Source organism: Ruminococcus sp., assembly GCF_024684275.1.
Map to the genome: position 1 here is coordinate 1 of NZ_JAIKXF010000082.1, position 19,510 is coordinate 19,510.

The following is a 19,510-nucleotide window of genomic DNA, read 5'->3' on the forward strand; positions in this document are numbered from 1 at the left end:
TTCCACGGTGTTGCAAACACAGTTGCTCCAAGCTTCTGTGCTCTCTGAGCTGTCGGGATAGCGTTCTTCCATGCGTTCTTGTCATCGCTTACGAAGATACGCAGGATCGTCAGACCAAGCTCATTGTCGCCATTTCCGAACGCTGTCTGCACCTGTGCGGCTGTCATATCTCCCGGAGCTCCGTTCTGAGCGTTGTAGCTCTGCCATTCCGGGTGATTCATTCCGCCGAAGCCGCGGATCGTCTGATACTCTTTGTTTGTGTTGATGCTGCACGCACTGGCAGCGTCTGCCACCATCGGTACAGGTGCCGGGATCGATGACACTGTGCCTGCCAGCATCGCTCCCGCCATGACTGCTGATAATGCAGTCTTGAGTTTACTTCGCATTCCCATTAAGTAATTCCTCCAAATTTTAATATTCGTTCCACAAATAATATCCCCGTAAGTTTATGGAACTGTAAATATTGTAATATTATTTAATGGTGGTGTCAACACAAAAAAGTGATACAAAGGTGGATAAAACGAGATATTTGATGTAATTAAAAAGAGTAAAAAAATTCTTTTTAAACAAAACGGCTTATAGTTAAAAAGTTGACGTTTTATATTCGGACAATACTAAGTGAGCAAGGTTCGGAGGTAATCTAAGCCATAAAGCTGATATTGAATTTGCATTTACCCAAAGCTTTGATCAAGCGTAAAGCTTCTATCAGGAAACTATTCTGTCTCTAACTTTATTATGTGTTAGATGAACCTGAAAATAGTTCACAAAATTAACAGGCAGATGTGAGGTCGAGATTCTTCCAATTGTGCAAAAAACTGAAATATTGTATAATAGCAATTTATAAGTTGACAAGCTTTTGAATATTTTTTATAATAGTTTTATCAATAAATTTATAGGAGGTAAAAATGAAAAAAATCACATTAAAAAAGGAGAATGATGTATGCTAAAAAAAGTCTTTTCCGGAATTCTCAGCTTAGCAATATGTTCTTCCCTTGTCACCTCTTTAGGTACAAGCAGCGGAACAAACAGCGCTAAAAATGAGATCACAAAATCTGACTATGAATTGACAGGTTCCAACTCACTCGGTAAGTATCTCACCCAAATGTCGAACCAACAGCAGAATTTAGCTGACATTAAAGCAGATACAGCTCTTTATTCTGTTTCATCTCTTGATTTCAATGCTGAAACAGGCGATATCTCTATATGTTCTTCACAAACCACCGATTGTAATATCAATGTGATCATTACAGATGAGATCAGCGGTGAAACAGCTTACACAAAAGCATTTCCTGTTGCCAGAGGCGAATATGTTGCAACAAATGAAAAACTCGAAAACGTAAAGCTTCCTGAGTATTTTATTGTAAAGGCATATTTAAGCGATAAAAAGGGCAAAAAAATATCAAACGAATTTGTCCTAAACAAATACACAAAGGAAATGCAGGAGATCCTCACGGCAGATATCCATGATTTCCCTGAAGCACAGGTCATCAATTTTGACGAATCCGAAGAGACAAACTTCATAGTTCTCAACGAAGATACCGTCAAGGCTGAGACCACAGAAGATGAAAACATCCTCGTTTCAGCTGATTATGATTCAAATGTTTTCGTTTTTGAGAATGCCGATCCTGAAATAGTATCAATAGAATACGGTCAGTATCTGTACATACAGCCGAATGAAGACGATATAATCGCTGTAGCCGTCGATTCTGTTGAAACGGACGGAAATATCACCACCGTTACAGGTCTCGATCAGGATATCGATGACATGTTTGATTTCATCAAGATAGAGCAAACCGAAGATGAAGCGCAGATGAATGTTGACACATCTGATATGGACGAAGATTTTGAAGTTGTCGGTCATGAAGATGAAACTGAGTTTACTTTGCCTGCTGATGCTGAAATCGCTTTCAGAAATGGCAGAAAAAGATACAATGCTTCATATGAATACAGTTCAAATCCAAGTTTGGATATCGGTAAAGGCATTATTGGAAAACTTGTAGATAATCTTGATGATAAACTTGGAAATGCTGATCTGTCAGGTACGATAGGATTTGAGATAAAACTGAATTTCTATAAAAAGTTCACTCATATAAATGTTACTTTCTCTATCACACCTAAAGTTGTATTATCTGCATCTTTCACATTTGGTGCAAAAACAGACAAATCCATTTATGATGCAAAGCCAGGAGAGCTTGCTAATAGAATAATAGAAGCGCACGAGAGGAAAGCAGAAGATTGCATTAATAAAGAGATCAAGCTTTTACACCTCTCTTTCACGACGCCTATTCCAGGTGTGCTTATAAGCACTGATCCAAGAATCGAATTTGAACTTAGCGGTTCGATCACTATTTCAATAGAATTCTCACATACTTACGGATTTGAATTAGACAACAAAGAAAAATTTGATAATGGCCGACATATCAGGTCGATAGGTGATGATTCAGAGTCAGTAAGCAAACCTTCGATCCAAGGAGAAGGAAAGGTCGCTATTAGATTTGTATTTGATCCAAAAATGAATCTGATCCACAAAAAAATTGCGAGTATTGGATTGAAAGCTTCTCTCGGTCTTGAGCTTACTTTGGGAAATGAAGACGAGGACGGCAATTATACTGATTCAAAGTGGAGCAGAGCATCAAGCAATGATGCACAAACCGTATTTATATATGAATCTGATGAGGAAAAACTGCATGGCTGTAATGTTTGTCTTACATACAGGCTTGCACTTGTATGCGGACTGTCTTGTACTGCAACTATAATAGGCTTTGATTTTGAACTGCCTGTTATAACTCGCAAATTTGGAATAGCTTCATTCCATATATCGGATCACTGTGGCATGGAAGCAGGAGGCTGTAATTATTACAAGTATAAAACGACCTTCCACGTTATCGGCGAGTCGGGGTATCCTCTTGTAGACGCCAAAATTGATGTTGATGGAATTACAGTTTCTACTGACGGTAACGGTTATGCTTCTGTATTCTGTGACAATGGTTCACACCCGTATACAATAACAGCATACTCAGAAAAAGTTGCCAGCGGAACTGTCAATGTAGAAAATGCTCCTCAAACAATTGAAGAAAACCTTAAAGAGACCAAGGACGATGACGGAAATATTAAATATTCTCATAACAAAACAAGTATTGACAGTGGTACACCTATTGTTACTACTACATATGTAATAACAACAAAGCCGTATGTTACTTCAACATTGCCTGTAAATCCACAGTACAAGGTTCTTGCAAGCGGAGCTCTGGGAGAGCATATCGGATACCATGTATATGGCGATGGCACTATGCTCATTACAGGTTACGGCGACATGGACGATTCTTTAACAGCAGGCGCAGCAAAAAATGCCATTGATAAGGTTACACAGGTCATCTTTGAGCCATGTGTGCCTGATACATTCGATCTTGACACAGGTGAACGCACAACAAAGGACGTAGCTGAAAAAGATATCATATTCACAAGCATAGGAAACGGACTTTTCAAAAACTGTACAAACCTTAAATCTATTACATATGAGGGCTCGCCCAACGAAGGAAAGGTAGCAGTTGATATTCCTCCAACGATCACAAAGATCGGAGACAGCGCCTTTGAAAACTGCCGCTCACTGCCTTTCGGTGATTATAAGGTACATGACGGAGTTACTGAAGTTGGTGCATATGCATTCGGTCAGTGCCACCAGCTGACATCATGCACTCTGCCTCAGTCTGTTGAAAAGATCGGCTCAGGTGCATTCAACAAGTGTATGAATCTCAAAAAGCTTAGTCTGCCATTTGCAGGAGCTACAAGAGACACTGCGGCAGGTACTCTTATCTACCAGCTCTTCAATATCGAAGGCGCAGGACTTGGAGGCAAATTCGACAGTGAATACGAGGACAAATTCATTCACCACGGCTTCTGCTCAATGGGTCCCGATGATACTAACGAGAGTATATGGGCACCAAATCATGTAAGTGCAATTCCGTTTGAGCTTAAAGAGATAGAGATCACAGGCGGTGATACTATCCCTGAAAACGCATTTGCATACTGCTCATTCCTTGATAAGATCACTCTGTCTGATTCTATTGAAAACATCGGTGTAAACGCATTTTTCGGCTGCAATAATATCACAGAGCTTAATCTTACAGACAATATCAAAACAATAGGAAACGGTGCATTCAGAGAGTGCTCAAAGCTTAAAACCTTACACATCTCCAAAAATCTTGAAACTATCAACGGAAGAACGTTCGCTTACTGTTCTTCACTTGACAACATAAAGATCCCCGGAACTGTCCAGGGTATAGGAGATACTGCTTTCATTGGCTGTGTATCACTTCAGCACTTTGAAATAGAAAACGGCATTAAGAGCATTGGCACACGTGCTTTCCAGGAGTGTCACAGCATTAAGAAGCTTGTTATCCCTACATCTGTAGAAAAGATCGGTCACACGATCATAAATAAGTGTGAGAGCCTTGAAGAGCTTTCAATACCGTTTATAGGCAGTGAACCAGGTCTGAAAAAAGCAAACTTCATTTATTCATTATTTGATTATGAAGGCGCAAATCAGGGCGGTAAATTCCCTGCTCAATATGAGGACAGATTCATTCATCACGGCTATAACAGAAACGATCCGGATAACGACTATGGCGGTTGTATAGCAGCTATTCCGTTTAACTTCAAGAGAGTTGAACTGACAGGCGGAGACATCGTTCCTGAGGTAGGATTTGCAGAATGCTCATTCCTTGACGAGATCATTCTGCCTGAAGGAATAAAGTCTATCAACTATTATGATTTCTGGTATTGTTCAGGTCTTAAAAAGCTGTATATCCCTGAAAGTGTTACAGAGATCAGCGGCAGTGTATTCAGAGGTACAAACCTTACTATTTATGGTAAGAAAGGCAGCTACGCTGAGGAATATGCAACAAAAAACAATATAAAATTCGTTGAATACGGCTCTGATGATTATAAGATCGAGCATATTACTGCTGAAAAGGCAGTAACAGGAACCACTACGGTAACCACAACTGTTACAACAACTAAGACAACTACAACAACAACTACTACATCTAAGACATCAACGACCACTGCTCCTAAAACTTCCACAACCACTTCATCAACACCGGCAGCAGTAACTGTTCGCGGCGATGCAAACGGTGACGGCGAGTTAGATATGTCAGATGCCGTTCTGATCATGCAGGCACTTGCAAATCCGAATAAATACGGAGTCACCGGAACAAGTCCGACACATATCACCTCTGCCGGCTTCAAATCCGCTGATACCGACGGAAACGGCTTGACAGTCAATGATGCTCTTCGCATACAGAAATATCTTTTAGGGCTTATCAAAAGCTTTGATTAAACATGAAAATCTCCGGCCATATGGTCGGAGATTTTTTCATATACAGTATATTTTTCCAATATAGTTCAGTGACTGATCATTTTAAAATCAATAGCCGACTGAGACTGTCAAATAATATTGCGGAACGCCGAGGGTAACTCCACACAGCGCGGAAGATGCTGCAAATTATCGGAAGGATCAACCGCCTACCGCTGCGGAGTATATTTTTTCAATAAATTGCAGCGCTCCGGTATACCCAATATATGTACGGTTAAGGACTACTTCTTCAGTAGCTATCGTACCGACTTCCACAAGCACAGCCCCTTTTTCCTTTGCTACATCCTGTTCCCATGACGAACCGAGTATAAGCGGTGTACTGCTGCCGAAATCATATTCGGATATTTTCTGCTCAATGAGATAACCGTCCTCGATAAACTCTACATTTCCGTAAACGCCTTCGGAGAGCTCGTCATAAAGAGCAGCAACCTCCTCGCGGTATTTTACAGGCGTATTATCAGAAATTATCTGTCCGACAGGTATCAGTCCTATCTGATCTGCGAGAAATTTAGAGAGCGCGACATTATATGCTGCATCGCCGACAATAGTGAACTTTGAGGGGAATCCGAACCAGTATTCTGCAAAAAAGTCTGCAAAATGGTCGAAGAAATAATAGTATCTTTTAGCTTCCTTTTCTATGAATTTTTCGGCTTTTGTGTTGTCTACACCTGCAAATTCCACGACCTGACGCAGAAAAGCAGTCGTTGCCTCCTCGCCGACAGGGATAACAGGTATATGCAGATAGGGCTGACCGTATTTTTCCTCAAGGTGCTTTGCCACTCTCAGGTTCAGCCACGGAGAAAGCACAAGATTGAACGCCGCTTTCGGAATACTCTTCCACTCAGAAACGCCGGCACTTTCGCTTCCGAAAAATACGTTTACTTCAAAGCCTGCCGCTTCGAGAATACGTTTTATCTCTATCATATCCCCACGCCAGAATGTATTGAAGTATGGAGCTCCCATCCATAGATTGATAAGCTTCCTGCGGCGGTGAACTCTCTTTGCCTCTCCTACAAACTGATCTATTATTGCAAGAACAACTTCCTCATGTCCCCATAGATTGTTTCCCTTGAATCCGGGGACCTCGGCATGGACGATCGGATAGCCCTGTTCACGGTACGGCTTTATTACTGATGCCACATCATCTCCCACAAGCTGCGGAGAACAGCCCGACAGCACCACGAACAGCTCGCCTTTCATAATTTTAAGTGCTGACTTGATAACTCCGTCCAGTTTCTTTGCACCGCCGAAGACTATCTCGTTTTCACCCGAATTAGTACTTGGTATATCGTCTCCGCCTGCACCTGCAGAGCCCTGAAAGCCGTTGCAGAATGACATGGTAAAATACTGCTGATCCACGCAGCCGGGACCACAGTTGATTATGGGAACTGCTCCCGGGATAGCCGATACTGTATACGCTGCACCAATGGCACACGCATAATGAGGATGAGTTATCGTTGTATGCTTTTTCTTAGCCATTAGTCCTTCACCTCCTTAGTTGTTTCGTCAAGCACCTCAGGGTGCTTAGCCAGAATAAACGGATCCTTCTGACTGAGCCACCAGTCACTGTACGGCAGTTCAACGTGACGTTTCAGCACCTGATTCATTTTTTTACGCGCAAGGACTTCAAGAACTGCTTCTCCTACACGTATCATGCCGTCATATCCTACAGGGAAATGTTCATCGCCTATAGCAAAAGACGGTATACCCATTCTTGCAGCATTGGGAGCAAGTCCATTGTGACGAATGATAATGAAATCCGCTTTCACACGGCTAAGCAGTGCAGGAAGCTGGAATGGCTGACATTTGCTGACAGTAAAATTCGGAATATCACCGTAGTTGTCCACGAGAGTCTTCAGCGTGTTCTGCTCCTCATATCCCCCGTCATAAACAGGATCGTGGTGGAATACTACTGAGCCGTCAACTGTAACTCCAAGATCACGTAAAACCGATATAAGACCGTGCGCATAGGACGAGCCTGTAAGCACAAATCCGTTTACGCCCTTCAGCTTTTCTCTCAGCGCTTCTATTTTAGGCTTGACACGCTCATGCTCGGCTGCAATGAATTCCTCCGCTTCCTTCTCTTTTCCTACCTGCTTGGCGATAGCACGGAGCCACGCATCAGTTCCTGCAAAACCATATGGCTGAGGCGCTCTTATCTGAGGCACACCATATACTTCCTCCAGAGCAGTAGCAAAATAAGAACCAAGAGTATGACAGAATGTTGAAGTACAAGCTGCTTCTGAGGTTTGTGCAAGCTCGTCAAAGCTTGCTATATCCATGATATAATTCACCCTCAGACCAAGAGGCTTCAGCATATCAGTAAAGTAATCAGTACCCCAAAGTGCAACGATATTTATGAGATTAGGCTGCTTTTTGGGGTGCTTGTTTACGATATGCCTCAGAACAGCGTGCTGTGAAATATCAAAGCCTGTTGACCAGTGCTTTGAACGGAAGCCCTCGCACTGCATAGGTGCAACAGGTATTCCCAGTTCATCTTCCATTTCAGATGCGATACTGCTCAGGTCTTCGCCGATTATAGCCGTAGAACAGCTCATCGAAAAGAAGATAGCTTTGGGAGCATAGCGTTCAAAAGCTTCTCTTGCGGCTTTTTTCAGCTTTTCCGATGCACCGAACACCATATCATTTTCAAGCAGATTCGTGGTCATTATATTGATATTACGAGGCTCTATGCCACGGCGTTCAAGACCGTTGCGGAATGCCAGATTGAATTCCGGATTTCTCGCTGTACAGCCTACAGGCGAATGCTGTATAAGTACGCAGTCACGGATATTACCTGCCTGACAGGCTGCAATGGAATTCGCGCACATACTCTGCTGATTAAAAGGCATATTAAGCTCGCACAAGCGGCAGCCCTCGCCGTTTTTTCCTGCACCGGGACAGCCCTTATGTTTGAGTGCACGTTCCTCATAACGTGACAGCTCCACAAGCTCTGAAGCTTTTCCGTCCCATGATATTATCGAACCAAGACGCATTTCACGGTTCTCAACTGTTTCAAGATCAAGTTGTATATTTTTTGCCATATTTATTTCCTTTCAGTTTATTTCTGTTATTTTTTCCAGCGCAGCAGATACGCTTCTATAGTTTTCACCAGATTGGTAACTAATGTTACTACCGTTCCGAGGAATACGATCCCAACCATTATTCGTGTAAAATTCCCGAAATTAGTATAATACTGTATATAAAATCCGATACCGCTGTTTCCGCCTATCATCTCTGCGGAGGTAAGAAGTATGAACGAGAGCAGCAGTCCCATATTACAGCCGTCAAATATCTGCGGCAGTGAAGCAGGCAAAAGTATCCTGAACAGCATAGTGGGTTTTGATACACAAAGCGCCTTTGCACTGTTGACAGTCTGCTCACTTATATTCTGTACACCGCTCATACTTCCTGACAGTATCGGAAAAAAAGCTGTAATGAAAATGACAAAGACAGAACAGCTTTTGAAGGTCGGAAGCAATGCAAGTGAATACGGAATAAATACGATAGGCGGAATTGATCCTAAAAAATTCGCAACCTGTTCACTTACTTTACCGATCTGAGAATTCCAGCCGAGAAAAAGACCTATGGGTATTGCAGTTGCAAGCGCAAGGACATACCCTATAGTAATAGTTATCATACTTGCAGCCAGATCATTCATCAACCGCGGAAGGTCCTTTACAAATTGCTCTGCAACAATATCAGGTGCTTTGAAAATATCCTGCGGAATAATGACCAGTTTAGCAGTAAGCAGCGTCCAGATACCAAGAAAAGCGAAAATAACGCCGAATACACCGTTCTGTGTCTTATGATCTTTCTGAGCAGGCTTTACTAATGTAAGAACAATAAACAATACTTCAAGCAGCAGTAATAGCTTTACAGCATATATCGGATCACCGAGCTTTTTTGTTTTTGTCGGAAGGAACTGCACAAGAACTGCCGCAGCAAACAGAAGATGCGCCGTTGAGATCAGCCTTTTAAGCCTTTCCATCAGTCTCTCTCCTTATGATATTCAAGAAGATACTTATATACCTCATCATCAGGTAATTCAGCTGCAACGGCTTTCAATGCCTTATCATAAAGCTCAGCGGATAATCCCTGCGATATATCGAATTCTTCCACAAATCCCGTATCTACAAGCGCATCATAAAAATTCTTCATGCCTGTGATATCAGGATCGGGATTTGCGATCTGCGAATCATATTCATAAGTATCCTTTTTTAGCGATCCTTCTTCAACATCAACATATTTCTGAACGTCTTTTATAGTTTTATCGGGTTCTGTCATATAAAACCGATAAGCACGTATAAGCGCCCGAAGAAATGCCTCGTAAGTATCGGGATCTTTCTCAAGTGAGGAGGTAAGTGAAGCCTGACGGCAGCATACATGATTTTCAAAGCCTGAGACTTTACCGCTGTTTGAAAGAATGACATAGCCCTCGTCCTCAGCAAGGATACGATAAGGTGCATAAAGCACCGCTGCGTCTATATCATCATTTTTCAGCGAGTTGTAAGCATCTGCGCCGTCGGCAAATACATTGAAGTGTATCGAATCCTCAAGTCCGAGCTTTTTCGCTGCGGAACGATAAACGATATGTCCCGAATCCACACCCTCAACGCCTATGTTCTTGCCTTTAAGCAATTCCAGAGACCAGTCTTCCTGCGGTATTCCCTTAACAAGCTCGGGCTTGACAATAAGTCCATGACCGGCGATCATAGCACCGCCGAATACTGTTATGTCATGTCCGTCAGCCAGAAATGTAATAAGCTCACTTGAACCGAATGCGCCGACGTCGATTTTTCCGGATTCAAGAGCTGCAAGCTCACTGTTGTTTTCACCGAACATGACAAGCTCTGTGTTCAGTCCTTCATCTTTGAACAAGCCCTCCTCCTGAGCTACAAAATAGAGAAGATGTCCGGGTGACGGCAGATACCCTACCTTCAGCGAAGTACCTTGTACCTGCGAGTCACTCACCGAAGTGCTTCTTTCCGCACAGCCTGCTGCTGCCGAAGCAAACAGCAGTATTGCTGCAAATAAAGCTTTTGTTCTTTTCATAATTCTTTTCAATCCTTTCATAGTTAGCACATCTGTTTACTACGTTTATTAGTCTATCACATAATCCTATATCTGTCCAATTGTTATTTTTGAGCATTGATTCTCAGAAAAATCGATATCGGGATACAGCAGGATAAAGCTTGCGATAATTCCGTTGTATTTAAATGTATAAAAGAGTGGGTATCGGTTTTCCCAATAATCAAGTCTCAGTAACAAGTATTGGACAGAGCTGATTTGTCCATGTATAATAATCACATACCCTAAAGCAAAGGAGGAAAAATATGGCGTACAGAATAGCTGTCGCTTCAACCGACGGTATCGTCGTAAATCAGCATTTTGGTCATGCAGAGAGATTTCATATAATCGAAATCGATGATAATAATTATAATTTCATCGGCACAAGAGAGGTTGAGCGTGTCTGTCAGGGACATTATCACAATGACTCGTCATTTGACAAGGTGATAGATGTACTCAGCGATGTTCATGCGGTGCTTGTGGCAAAGATAGGCTCAGGCGCTTCACAGCAGCTCGAAAGCCGCGGACTTACAGTCTACGAAGCACCGTTCCCTATTGAGCCGCTTATTGAAAAAATAATAGCCGACAGGCTGTGGGAGGTGGACGAATGGCGATCTCCTACGAAGAACTGACCGACAAGCACCCATGCTACGCACGAGGAAAGAAAGGTTCAACTGGAAGAATACATCTTCCCATAAGTCCCACCTGTAATATTGAGTGCCGCTTCTGTGACAGGCGCATCAACGACTACGAAAAGCGTCCCGGAGTTGCGTCAACGGTGATAAAACCCGAAGAAGCAATAGACGTCATCAAAAAATCACTGGAACTTTGCCCTGCAATAAAAGTTGCAGGAATTGCAGGTCCGGGAGATACATTGGCTTCTGACTATGCTCTTGAAACATTTCGGCTTATTAAAAAGGAGTTTCCCGATTTGATCAAGTGTATGAGCACAAACGGACTTCTCCTTGCTGAAAAGGCAGACGAAATAATCGCAGCCGATATAGATTCACTGACGGTCACAGTCAATGCAGTTGCCCCCGAAATAGAGGCTAAACTGAACCGTGGAATACTCTGGCACGGCAAGCATTACACAGGAGTCGAAGCAGTTGAGATACTCATTAAAAATCAGCTTGAAGGCATAAGAAAAGTCAGTGCGGCAGGCATTACCATAAAGGTGAATACAGTGCTTGTTATCGGCATAAATGATGAGCATATCGAGGAGATAGCGAAAACTGTGAAAGAAGCAGGCGCTTCGATCTACAATATTATCCCGCTGATACCTCAGAATGAGCTGAAGGACTATCCCGAGCCCACCTGCGCTCAGATAGAGGCAGTCAGGGCTAAGGCTTCAAAATACATAGATGTATTCAGGCATTGTCAGAGGTGCCGTGCAGACGCTATAGGAGTTCCCGGCGAAAAGGACTACGGCGACCAGATATATCTGAAGCGTATCGCGCATAAGGATACATTCTCACACGGCTGACAGTTTCATGTCCGCAGGAACTTTATCCTGTACTGTGCCGCTGCATCTCTCTGCTCGCAGCGGTACAGTTTATCCTAAAAAATACAAGAATGAAAGGTGAATAAAAATGGCTAAGGAAATAAGACAGATCGCAATTTACGGAAAAGGAGGTATCGGTAAATCCACTACAACTCAGAATCTCACAGCAGGACTTGTTGAAAGAGGAAACAAGGTCATGGTAGTTGGCTGTGATCCGAAGGCTGACTCCACACGACTGCTGCTCGGCGGACTTGCTCAGAGAACGGTTCTTGATACTCTCCGTGAAAATGGTGAGGACATTGAACTTGAGGATATTCTCAAGGAAGGCTACGGCGGCACACGATGCGTAGAATCAGGCGGTCCCGAACCGGGTGTAGGCTGTGCAGGACGCGGAATCATCACATCTATCGGACTTCTTGAACGTCTCGGCGCATATACAGATGACCTTGATTATGTATTCTATGACGTTCTCGGCGACGTTGTGTGCGGAGGCTTTGCAATGCCGATACGTGAGGGCAAGGCTAAGGAGATATACATCGTTGCAAGCGGCGAGATGATGGCGCTCTATGCGGCAAACAACATTTCAAAGGGTATCGCTCGCTATGCTAAACAGGGCGGTGTACGTCTCGGCGGTATCATCTGCAACAGCCGTAATGTTGACCGTGAGCGCGAGCTTGTTGCAGCATTTGCAAAAGAACTGGGAACTCAGCTTATACATTTTGTTCCCCGTGACAATGAGGTTCAGCGTGCAGAGATACACAAAAAGACTGTCATCGACCACAAGCCCGATGCAAAGCAGGCTGACGAGTACCGCGAGCTTGCAAGGAAGATAGAAGAAAATACACAGTTCGTTATCCCTAAGCCCCTTTCTCAGGAGCGCCTTGAGGAAATACTCTTTGAATACGGTCTTTTTGACTCTATCAAGGAACCAAACTATCACATCTGAGGTGTACCATGAAAATAGATATAGACAGAGTTGAAACAGTAACTGCTGATACAAATATTGGTGATCTTGTACTCTTTCACCCCGAAACTGCGGAGCTGCTTTTCAGTATCGGTCTGCACTGTTTGGGCTGTCCCTCGTCGGGTGTTGAGACTATCAGCGATGCGGCAGATGTTCACGGACTTGATGCAGAAAACCTCGTTGCACAGCTTAATACTATAATAAGCTCTGATAATATATAGCCTGTTTTTATAGCTTCCGATAAATCATTCGGATTGGACAAAATATAAAATACGGGTTATAATATTGATATGACAATTAAATCTTGAAGTTCAGACGAAGACAAAAATGGAATTTATCAAGGCACAAAAGTGCAGGAATACTTCCGTATTTCAAGCTTTTGCAACGCAGAGAAATTTCATTTTTGTCAAGTATCAGATTCAAGATTTAGTTGGTACATCATATATACATACCACACAGGAAAGGAGCTGTACAAATGGTAACAAGTAAGTATTCCATACAGCACATTTTCCGCTCAGTGCTCATTTGTACAGAGCGGATGTGGAAAGCAGGACGATGTTGAACTGAACGTTCTTAAATGACCTTCCGTAATAATATGTGCCATAAGAAATATAAAAAGGTGTTGATCATGATGATAAAGAGTTCCATTAGCTTGCTGAAAAAACTGTTTGAAAACGATATGTATTTCATTAGTACAGAAACAGGGACTGTAGTGTTTCATCCCCAAACAGTTTCCAAAGATGACATCATGACTGATACCGAAGAAAAATAAGAAACCGCCCGAACTTTTATCAGGTTCGGGCGGTTTTTATGTTCAGCTTATCCCACAGCTATAGGATCAGTCTGCTCGATCCTCCGATACTTAGCAGCTTCGTCGAATGTTAGAGCATTATTGAACGCAAAATCAGTTGACAACGATTTTTATTTATTCTATAATATTTTTATTAATAATTTTTTAGAAGGTAAATGTCAAAACAGACACAGATCATTCTGTTACACTTTTTGATGTCACTTTGAGTATATATAATGAAAGCAGAAATGCGCATAACTACTTTTCAAATAAAGGAGGGAGAACTGTCATGACAGACAAGGAATACCACATTCTATTCAACAAATCTCCCAGAGAAGCACAGGATACGCTGTTTGAGGAATACTTCAGCTATGTTTACACTATAGTTTTCAATAAACTGCGAAGCTGTGCTGTCAAGGAGGACATCGAAGAATGCGTCAGCGATGTTTTTGCAGATGTATTTGAATACTTTGACAACATTTCTGAGGGCGAAAGCAATATCAAAGAATTTATAAGCACAGTTGCGATAAGAAAGGCGATCAATATGTTCCACAGCCTCAGCAGCAGAAACGGCAGGACCTTTTCACTGGAGGAAAGCGGAGCAGACAGTATAACAGACAGCGAGAATATTGCTGACAATGCCGAAAGAGCCGATCTCCGCAGGACACTTCTGCGGCTAGTAGAGGAACTGGGCGAGCCTGATTCATCTATTATCATACAAAAATACTACTATGGTATGAAATCAAATGAAATAGCGAAAAATGTTTCTCTTGCGCCTGCCGCTGTCAGAGTAAGATGTTCCCGTGCCATAAAAAAGCTAAAGGACAAACTGATCGATGTGAATATAACATTAAAGGAGGCAGAATTATGAAAAACAGCAGCAAAGAAATAGATTTCGGTATTATGGAAAATGCTGATATAAAGGAATTAGCTTCTCTTTCCGAAAAGGTCCAGCCTGTCAGCGATGATGAAAAGAAAAAGATACTGGAAATGAGCAGAAAAAAATATGATATAAGAAAAAAAGACAATTCAGAGCTCCATGAGGAATATGTAAGCGGCTCTGAGCCTTACCGTCCGCGAACTCTGTGGAAGGTATTGTCTGCTGCCGCTGCCTGTACTGTACTTATCGGCGGTATCGCAGGCAGCGTATACCTGATGAAAGACAGAACCCCTAACAACAAGAACGAGCACAGCTCTTCTGCCTCAGAGCCTGCGTCTCTCGGCGAGGAAGGCAGCATATTCGACGCTGTTTCATGGGACAGAATGCGCTGTACGCCTTTTCCTGATTATGCGATGATCTATGAAATACCGGAGGATATAGCGCAGAAAACGGGAGAGGCTTTAAAAAGCGGTCAGTGGAACGAAATGCCCGATGATACAAAGCTCGATATTTCTCCTGTTAGTTTGTTCATCTATAATCAGGGAACGCCGTTCAGACTTGATATGTACCTCATAGGCGAGGACTATACAAGTGAAGGTTGGCTTGAAAACAGCGATTTTTATATCATGTTTGACAACGGCGAGATGAAAAAGCTTTTCAAGGGCGACAACACCGCGAAGAAAGCATTCGAGCTGATCTATACTTTAGATATATATAGCAACAACTATATCGAAGTTGAAGAACCATTCGATGACATGATCCACAAGGTCTGGGATTATACCGAGACCTATGAATCAGTCCCTCATATGAGTTATTCCGCAGATGAAGTTGATCTTACAAGCTATGATATGACCGATACAGAGGGGATTGTCGGCAGAATGCTCAACAATTTCCATTACTGCGACAAAATAAGCGGAGAGCTCATTGCTCCTGACTCTATCACCTCATTCCAGTTCGACATCAGTGCGGACACCGGATTCTGGACTCAGGAACCATTCCATGTAAACATCATATCCAATGATATCATGGACGAAAACTGGTACGAAATAGGCGAGCCGTATCTCTCATCCAATGGTTACCGCTCCAATATCAACTATTTGTTTGAAGGGAAGGCCCTGTACTCAAACACCGACAGTGCGCTTTACGGCGAGGAATTCCCGGGCAATACGAATATGTCGGGGCTCAGAAATTACAAATTTGACCGTGATTCATGCTACTTCAAGGCTGATGAATTCATTGAATATAACAAGGACAAAACAACGCTTTCAGAAGATGATTTTGAAAAGAAGTATAAAAACTCAACGATATATAATACTTTAATAAGAAATGACTGCGTATATAAGGGAGCTCCGTTCAGTGCACTTAGTCAGCTTTGTTCAATAGACATCTCATCTATGAAGGTTGAGGACGGCAAAACTTATATGGGCAGAGAATGCCTTCTTCTCAGAGCGGATATACCTGATAGATACAAAGCTCCTCTGACCTATTCTCAGGAAAGCTACTCGGACGGTGTCCATGATGAAACAGGAGATTTTATATATAATCCTATGTCGCTTGTAGACTATACTGAAATGCTGGTAGATAAGGAAACAGGCGTCGTGCTTAAACAGCTTTTCCTGAATGAGAACGGCGAGGCTGTATTCGCAACCGGATATTCCGAGATAGCCTTCAATGAAAACGCAAAGCCATTGCCTGATACTGAATTTACTCACCCATATTGATATGATATATAAAAAACCGCCCGAACTTTCATCAGGTTCGGGCGGTTTCTATGTTCAGCCTATCCCACAGCTATAGGATCATTCTGCGGCTGCTGAAGAAGTATCATGGTATTCATATTCAACATCTTTCTGCTCGATTCTCCAATCCTGAGCATCTTCATCGAATGCTATTCTGAATGTTACTTCGCCCTTTGATGGCTCATATACCTCATTTCCATCATTTTTAAATTTTCTATTCAATGTAAAGGAGCCTTCTGTAACATCAGATATATCTATCTGCTCATCTGTCCAATAATAACCGCCAAAATAGCCTTTACCCGGACAATACTGGTATAATTCACCCTCATACATGATGTAGGTATATGCACGATCCAATTTGCCGTCAGCAGGAAGAGTATCTGCTGTAAATGAAGGTCCGAATAATTCATTGTTATTGGTATATTCAGCATTTACAGAATAGAATGGATCGTAGTTTTTGCTGAAATAAGTATTGTATATCTTCTTCAGACCGTCCATAGTTTTCTCTGTAAGTCTTTCATCAATAGTTTTGTAATAAGTAAGCTCAATATCAGGTGTATATCCAGCATACTGCATAGTATAATTGAACTTTAAACTTTCAGCATCATAATCAGCCTTTGTATGTGCAACACTATCAAAGAAGCACTCATAATCCCAATAACTATCTGTAAGCTTATGCGCTGCCTCTTCAGGAGTCAGTCTCTTTGCCTCAGTTGTCGCTGTAGTTGTCTCAGCAACTGCTGTAGTTGTGGTAACATTTGTTGTCACAGAAGATGTGGTAGTAACTTCTGTCTCTGATGATGAGCTTACAGGCGGAGCTGACATCTTCATATTGTGGAGCAGATAGCCTCCGCCTCCGATGCCGCCTGCGATTATAGCAAATGTCGCTGCCATACTTACAAATTTTATCCATCTTGGACGATTGTATCTTTCTACACCATATACGCTGTTATTGTTTTCCTCATCAGTATAATCTGATATATTCATTTTTTTCTTAGTCATATTAAACATCCTTTCTCTGGCTGAATCTGACAGGGACGGATACTCTTTCGCAATTCTGTTTGCAGTTTCAAGATCAATTTCAAACTCATTGAACATTTCGTCTTTCTTATTCATAATATCCCTCCTTAATAATTAATGCCGACTTCACAAAGCAGCTTTTTCAGCTTTTGTCTTGCACGGACGCTTCGTTTCTGTACTGCGGCTGCTGTCATTGAGATTGCTTTTCCTATTTCAGTTACTGTCATATTATAGTAGTACTGTTTTATTATTATCGTTGTGTCAGGTTCGCCTAATTCTTTTATTTTATTAAGTAAGATGGAATTACGCTCTGACATCTCAGCAGATTCAATTATGTTTTCGCCTGACGATATTTCTATGAAGCCTTCATCGTCAGTAGAAATCGTTCTATCAGCTTTTACATTTAGTTTTCTGTACATATCTATTGCTTTGCGCTTGGCAATTACTCCGATAAATCCTTTCAGGTCTCCTTCACGCTCACCAATAAAATTTATCTTTTTGAACACCTCTGTAAAAACATCACTCACACATTCCTCTATATCTTCCTTAGTACCGCAGCTTTTAAGTTTATTTGCAGCTATAATATATACATAATTGCAGTATTCATCGAAAATTGCTCTCATGCACTCTTCCGGAGATCGTTTCATGTGTTCCTTGAGCTCCTGATCTGTCATATGCATTCCTCCTTCTATTCTGTTCAGCGATCGCTTTCATTATATACACTCGTACTTGTGACAACAAGTAGGACATTTTTTCCAAAAAATATTTTATCACTTTTTTAAAAAGCTTTCAATACCTTGTTATACATATTTTGGCTTATCCGGAAATACCTTTTAAATCTTATCAAAAGCTTTGCTAAGGCATGAAAATTTCCGACCATATGATCGCAGATTTTGCATATATAATGTGTTTTTTCCATATAATTCAGTGACTAATTTCTTTAAAGGAGAACAAGATATGAGAAAAACACACAGAAAGATAGTCAGTGGAGCACTGCTGTGCGGCTGTGCGCTGTTCACGCTGTACGGAGCTTCGCGTATCGCCGAAAGGGCAGAGAAAGGAGCTCTGCCGACAGCACTGACAGACCTTGACAATGAAAAGCCCATAATCGTGCTTGATGCAGGGCATGGCGGTATTGATGGGGGCTGTACATCGGCGGAGGGGGTGCCTGAGAAGGGCATAAACCTTGATATACTGCTCAGGCTTCGTGACTTGCTGGAAATAAACGGATATGAGGTCAAGGTAACGCGTGACACTGACAGGTCTATCCACGATGATGGGATAGCAGGCATCGCGGAGCAGAAAAGCTCTGACATGGACAACAGGCTGAAGCTGTTCAACGAAACAGACAGCGCCGTGTGCATTTCCATACACCAGAACCAGTTTACGGACGCCAAATACAGCGGTGCCCAGATGTTCTACTCGAACAGCAATAAGAACAGCGAAGCCCTTGCACGTGCGCTCCAGAGCCGATTCAAGGAGCTTTTGCAGCCCGAAAACAGCCGTGAGATAAAGCTCTGCGGAAAGGAGCTTTTCCTGTGCTACTACAGCGAGAACCCCACGGTAATGGCTGAGTGCGGTTTTCTCTCTAACCCCGAGGAGGCGGCTCTGCTCAATACCGAGGAATACCGCGAAAAGGTAGCTTTCACGCTGTACACAGGCATAAGTGACTTTGTGAACCGAAAAAAATGAAAAAATGGCAGCTTAGGCTGCCATTTTTAGCATAATTTAAATATATATCAAGTAAGATTCAGGGCTGCCTGTGGCAGCCCCTACATTCTCAGATCTAAGTTCTAAGCTCTTAGCTCTTATTACTCCTGTGCCTCATAAGCCTCTCTCACAGCCAGACAGAGCTGATCTGCGCATGAAGTGGGGCGCTGACCGCAGGTATTGCCCTTGAGCTTTGCCTCTATCTGCTCAACAGTCCAGCCGTCAAGGACCTTTGACAGTGCCTTGAGGTTGCCGTTGCAGCCGCCGCGAAAAGCGATATTGGTAATAACGTCTCCGTCGATATTGAAGCTTATCTCCTGAGCACAGACCATTTTTGTCCTATACTTGTACTCCATATTGATCTCTCCTGTAATAAAATAGATATTGCAATAATAATTTTATACTATAAGTCAGGGCTTGTCAATGGAAATAAGATGAATTTTCAGTGAAAACGCCATATAG

15 protein-coding genes and 1 pseudogene are annotated in these 19,510 nt (G+C 42.4%); 8 read left to right on the forward strand and 8 right to left on the reverse strand.

From position 1 onward, the window contains the following. A pseudogene (locus K5677_RS08525) lies at positions 1–392 on the reverse strand (hypothetical protein); the annotation flags it as partial. 548 nt (positions 393–940) lie between these two features. Here K5677_RS08525 and K5677_RS08530 point away from each other — a divergent pair. Continuing rightward, entirely contained in the window at positions 941–5,338 is a 4,398-nt protein-coding gene (locus K5677_RS08530; RefSeq protein ID WP_296726845.1) for a leucine-rich repeat protein, read from the forward strand. A gap of 177 nt (positions 5,339–5,515) precedes the next feature. Here the strand turns inward: K5677_RS08530 and K5677_RS08535 are convergent, their stop codons facing one another. The 4 genes from K5677_RS08535 to K5677_RS08550 are packed head-to-tail and all read right to left on the reverse strand — an operon-like array spanning position 5,516 to position 10,429. Next, the gene (locus tag K5677_RS08535) at positions 5,516–6,853 is read right to left on the reverse strand and encodes a nitrogenase component 1 (protein ID WP_296726847.1); all 1,338 of its coding nucleotides are present in this window, start codon (positions 6,851–6,853) and stop codon (positions 5,516–5,518) included. Continuing rightward, positions 6,853–8,418, reverse strand: a complete 1,566-nt coding sequence (locus tag K5677_RS08540; protein WP_296726849.1) for a nitrogenase component 1 — start codon at positions 8,416–8,418, stop codon at positions 6,853–6,855. The genes K5677_RS08535 and K5677_RS08540 overlap by 1 nt, the downstream gene beginning before the upstream one ends. Positions 8,419–8,444: 26 nt before the next feature. Then, on the reverse strand, positions 8,445–9,365 hold the full coding sequence (locus K5677_RS08545; protein ID WP_296726851.1) for an ABC transporter permease subunit: 921 nt from the start codon (positions 9,363–9,365) through the stop codon (positions 8,445–8,447). Next, positions 9,365–10,429, reverse strand: coding sequence for an ABC transporter substrate-binding protein (locus K5677_RS08550; protein ID WP_296726852.1), 1,065 nt, complete (start codon positions 10,427–10,429; stop codon positions 9,365–9,367). Before K5677_RS08550 ends, K5677_RS08545 begins: the two co-directional genes overlap by 1 nt. A gap of 281 nt (positions 10,430–10,710) precedes the next feature. Here K5677_RS08550 and K5677_RS08555 point away from each other — a divergent pair, with 281 nt between their 5' ends. The 6 genes from K5677_RS08555 (at position 10,711) to K5677_RS08580 (ending at position 16,300) form a co-directional block, all read left to right on the forward strand. After that, on the forward strand, positions 10,711–11,076 hold the full coding sequence (locus tag K5677_RS08555) for a NifB/NifX family molybdenum-iron cluster-binding protein (RefSeq protein ID WP_296726854.1): 366 nt from the start codon (positions 10,711–10,713) through the stop codon (positions 11,074–11,076). Continuing rightward, positions 11,052–11,927, forward strand: a complete 876-nt coding sequence (locus K5677_RS08560) for a radical SAM protein (RefSeq protein WP_296726856.1) — start codon at positions 11,052–11,054, stop codon at positions 11,925–11,927. Before K5677_RS08555 ends, K5677_RS08560 begins: the two co-directional genes overlap by 25 nt. 118 nt (positions 11,928–12,045) lie before the next feature. Then, positions 12,046–12,891 (forward strand): nitrogenase iron protein, encoded by an 846-nt coding sequence (gene nifH / locus K5677_RS08565; RefSeq protein ID WP_366849180.1) that lies wholly within the window; start codon positions 12,046–12,048, stop codon positions 12,889–12,891. An 8-nt stretch (positions 12,892–12,899) separates the two neighbouring features. Beyond that, positions 12,900–13,130 (forward strand): DUF1858 domain-containing protein, encoded by a 231-nt coding sequence (locus K5677_RS08570; protein ID WP_296726861.1) that lies wholly within the window; start codon positions 12,900–12,902, stop codon positions 13,128–13,130. 858 nt (positions 13,131–13,988) lie between these two features. Next, complete coding sequence (locus K5677_RS08575; RefSeq protein WP_296726863.1) at positions 13,989–14,570, forward strand: sigma-70 family RNA polymerase sigma factor; 582 nt, start codon at positions 13,989–13,991, stop codon at positions 14,568–14,570. Then, positions 14,567–16,300: a hypothetical protein gene (locus K5677_RS08580; RefSeq protein WP_296726865.1), complete on the forward strand. Its 1,734-nt coding sequence runs from the start codon at positions 14,567–14,569 to the stop codon at positions 16,298–16,300. Before K5677_RS08575 ends, K5677_RS08580 begins: the two co-directional genes overlap by 4 nt. 78 nt (positions 16,301–16,378) lie before the next feature. Here the strand turns inward: K5677_RS08580 and K5677_RS08585 are convergent, their stop codons facing one another. After that, positions 16,379–17,434, reverse strand: coding sequence for a hypothetical protein (locus K5677_RS08585; protein WP_296726867.1), 1,056 nt, complete (start codon positions 17,432–17,434; stop codon positions 16,379–16,381). 11 nt (positions 17,435–17,445) lie between these two features. After that, on the reverse strand, positions 17,446–18,012 hold the full coding sequence (locus tag K5677_RS08590) for a sigma-70 family RNA polymerase sigma factor (protein WP_296726868.1): 567 nt from the start codon (positions 18,010–18,012) through the stop codon (positions 17,446–17,448). Between the two features lie 283 nt (positions 18,013–18,295). Here K5677_RS08590 and K5677_RS08595 point away from each other — a divergent pair, with 283 nt between their 5' ends. Further along, the gene (locus K5677_RS08595; protein ID WP_296726871.1) at positions 18,296–19,030 is read left to right on the forward strand and encodes an N-acetylmuramoyl-L-alanine amidase; all 735 of its coding nucleotides are present in this window, start codon (positions 18,296–18,298) and stop codon (positions 19,028–19,030) included. A gap of 119 nt (positions 19,031–19,149) precedes the next feature. Here K5677_RS08595 and K5677_RS08600 read toward each other — a convergent pair whose 3' ends face one another. Then, complete coding sequence (locus tag K5677_RS08600; RefSeq protein WP_296726873.1) at positions 19,150–19,404, reverse strand: TIGR03905 family TSCPD domain-containing protein; 255 nt, start codon at positions 19,402–19,404, stop codon at positions 19,150–19,152. Positions 19,405–19,510: the final 106 nt, after the last annotated feature.

Coding starts and splice junctions, on each gene's coding strand:
- K5677_RS08530 (WP_296726845.1), top strand. CDS start 941: ATGCTAAAAAAAGTCTTTTCCGGAATTCTCAGCTTAGCAATATGTTCT.
- K5677_RS08535 (WP_296726847.1), bottom strand. CDS start 6,853: ATGGCTAAGAAAAAGCATACAACGATAACTCATCCTCATTATGCGTGT.
- K5677_RS08540 (WP_296726849.1), bottom strand. CDS start 8,418: ATGGCAAAAAATATACAACTTGATCTTGAAACAGTTGAGAACCGTGAA.
- K5677_RS08545 (WP_296726851.1), bottom strand. CDS start 9,365: ATGGAAAGGCTTAAAAGGCTGATCTCAACGGCGCATCTTCTGTTTGCT.
- K5677_RS08550 (WP_296726852.1), bottom strand. CDS start 10,429: ATGAAAAGAACAAAAGCTTTATTTGCAGCAATACTGCTGTTTGCTTCG.
- K5677_RS08555 (WP_296726854.1), top strand. CDS start 10,711: ATGGCGTACAGAATAGCTGTCGCTTCAACCGACGGTATCGTCGTAAAT.
- K5677_RS08560 (WP_296726856.1), top strand. CDS start 11,052: ATGGCGATCTCCTACGAAGAACTGACCGACAAGCACCCATGCTACGCA.
- K5677_RS08570 (WP_296726861.1), top strand. CDS start 12,900: ATGAAAATAGATATAGACAGAGTTGAAACAGTAACTGCTGATACAAAT.
- K5677_RS08575 (WP_296726863.1), top strand. CDS start 13,989: ATGACAGACAAGGAATACCACATTCTATTCAACAAATCTCCCAGAGAA.
- K5677_RS08580 (WP_296726865.1), top strand. CDS start 14,567: ATGAAAAACAGCAGCAAAGAAATAGATTTCGGTATTATGGAAAATGCT.
- K5677_RS08585 (WP_296726867.1), bottom strand. CDS start 17,434: ATGAATAAGAAAGACGAAATGTTCAATGAGTTTGAAATTGATCTTGAA.
- K5677_RS08590 (WP_296726868.1), bottom strand. CDS start 18,012: ATGACAGATCAGGAGCTCAAGGAACACATGAAACGATCTCCGGAAGAG.
- K5677_RS08595 (WP_296726871.1), top strand. CDS start 18,296: ATGAGAAAAACACACAGAAAGATAGTCAGTGGAGCACTGCTGTGCGGC.
- K5677_RS08600 (WP_296726873.1), bottom strand. CDS start 19,404: ATGGAGTACAAGTATAGGACAAAAATGGTCTGTGCTCAGGAGATAAGC.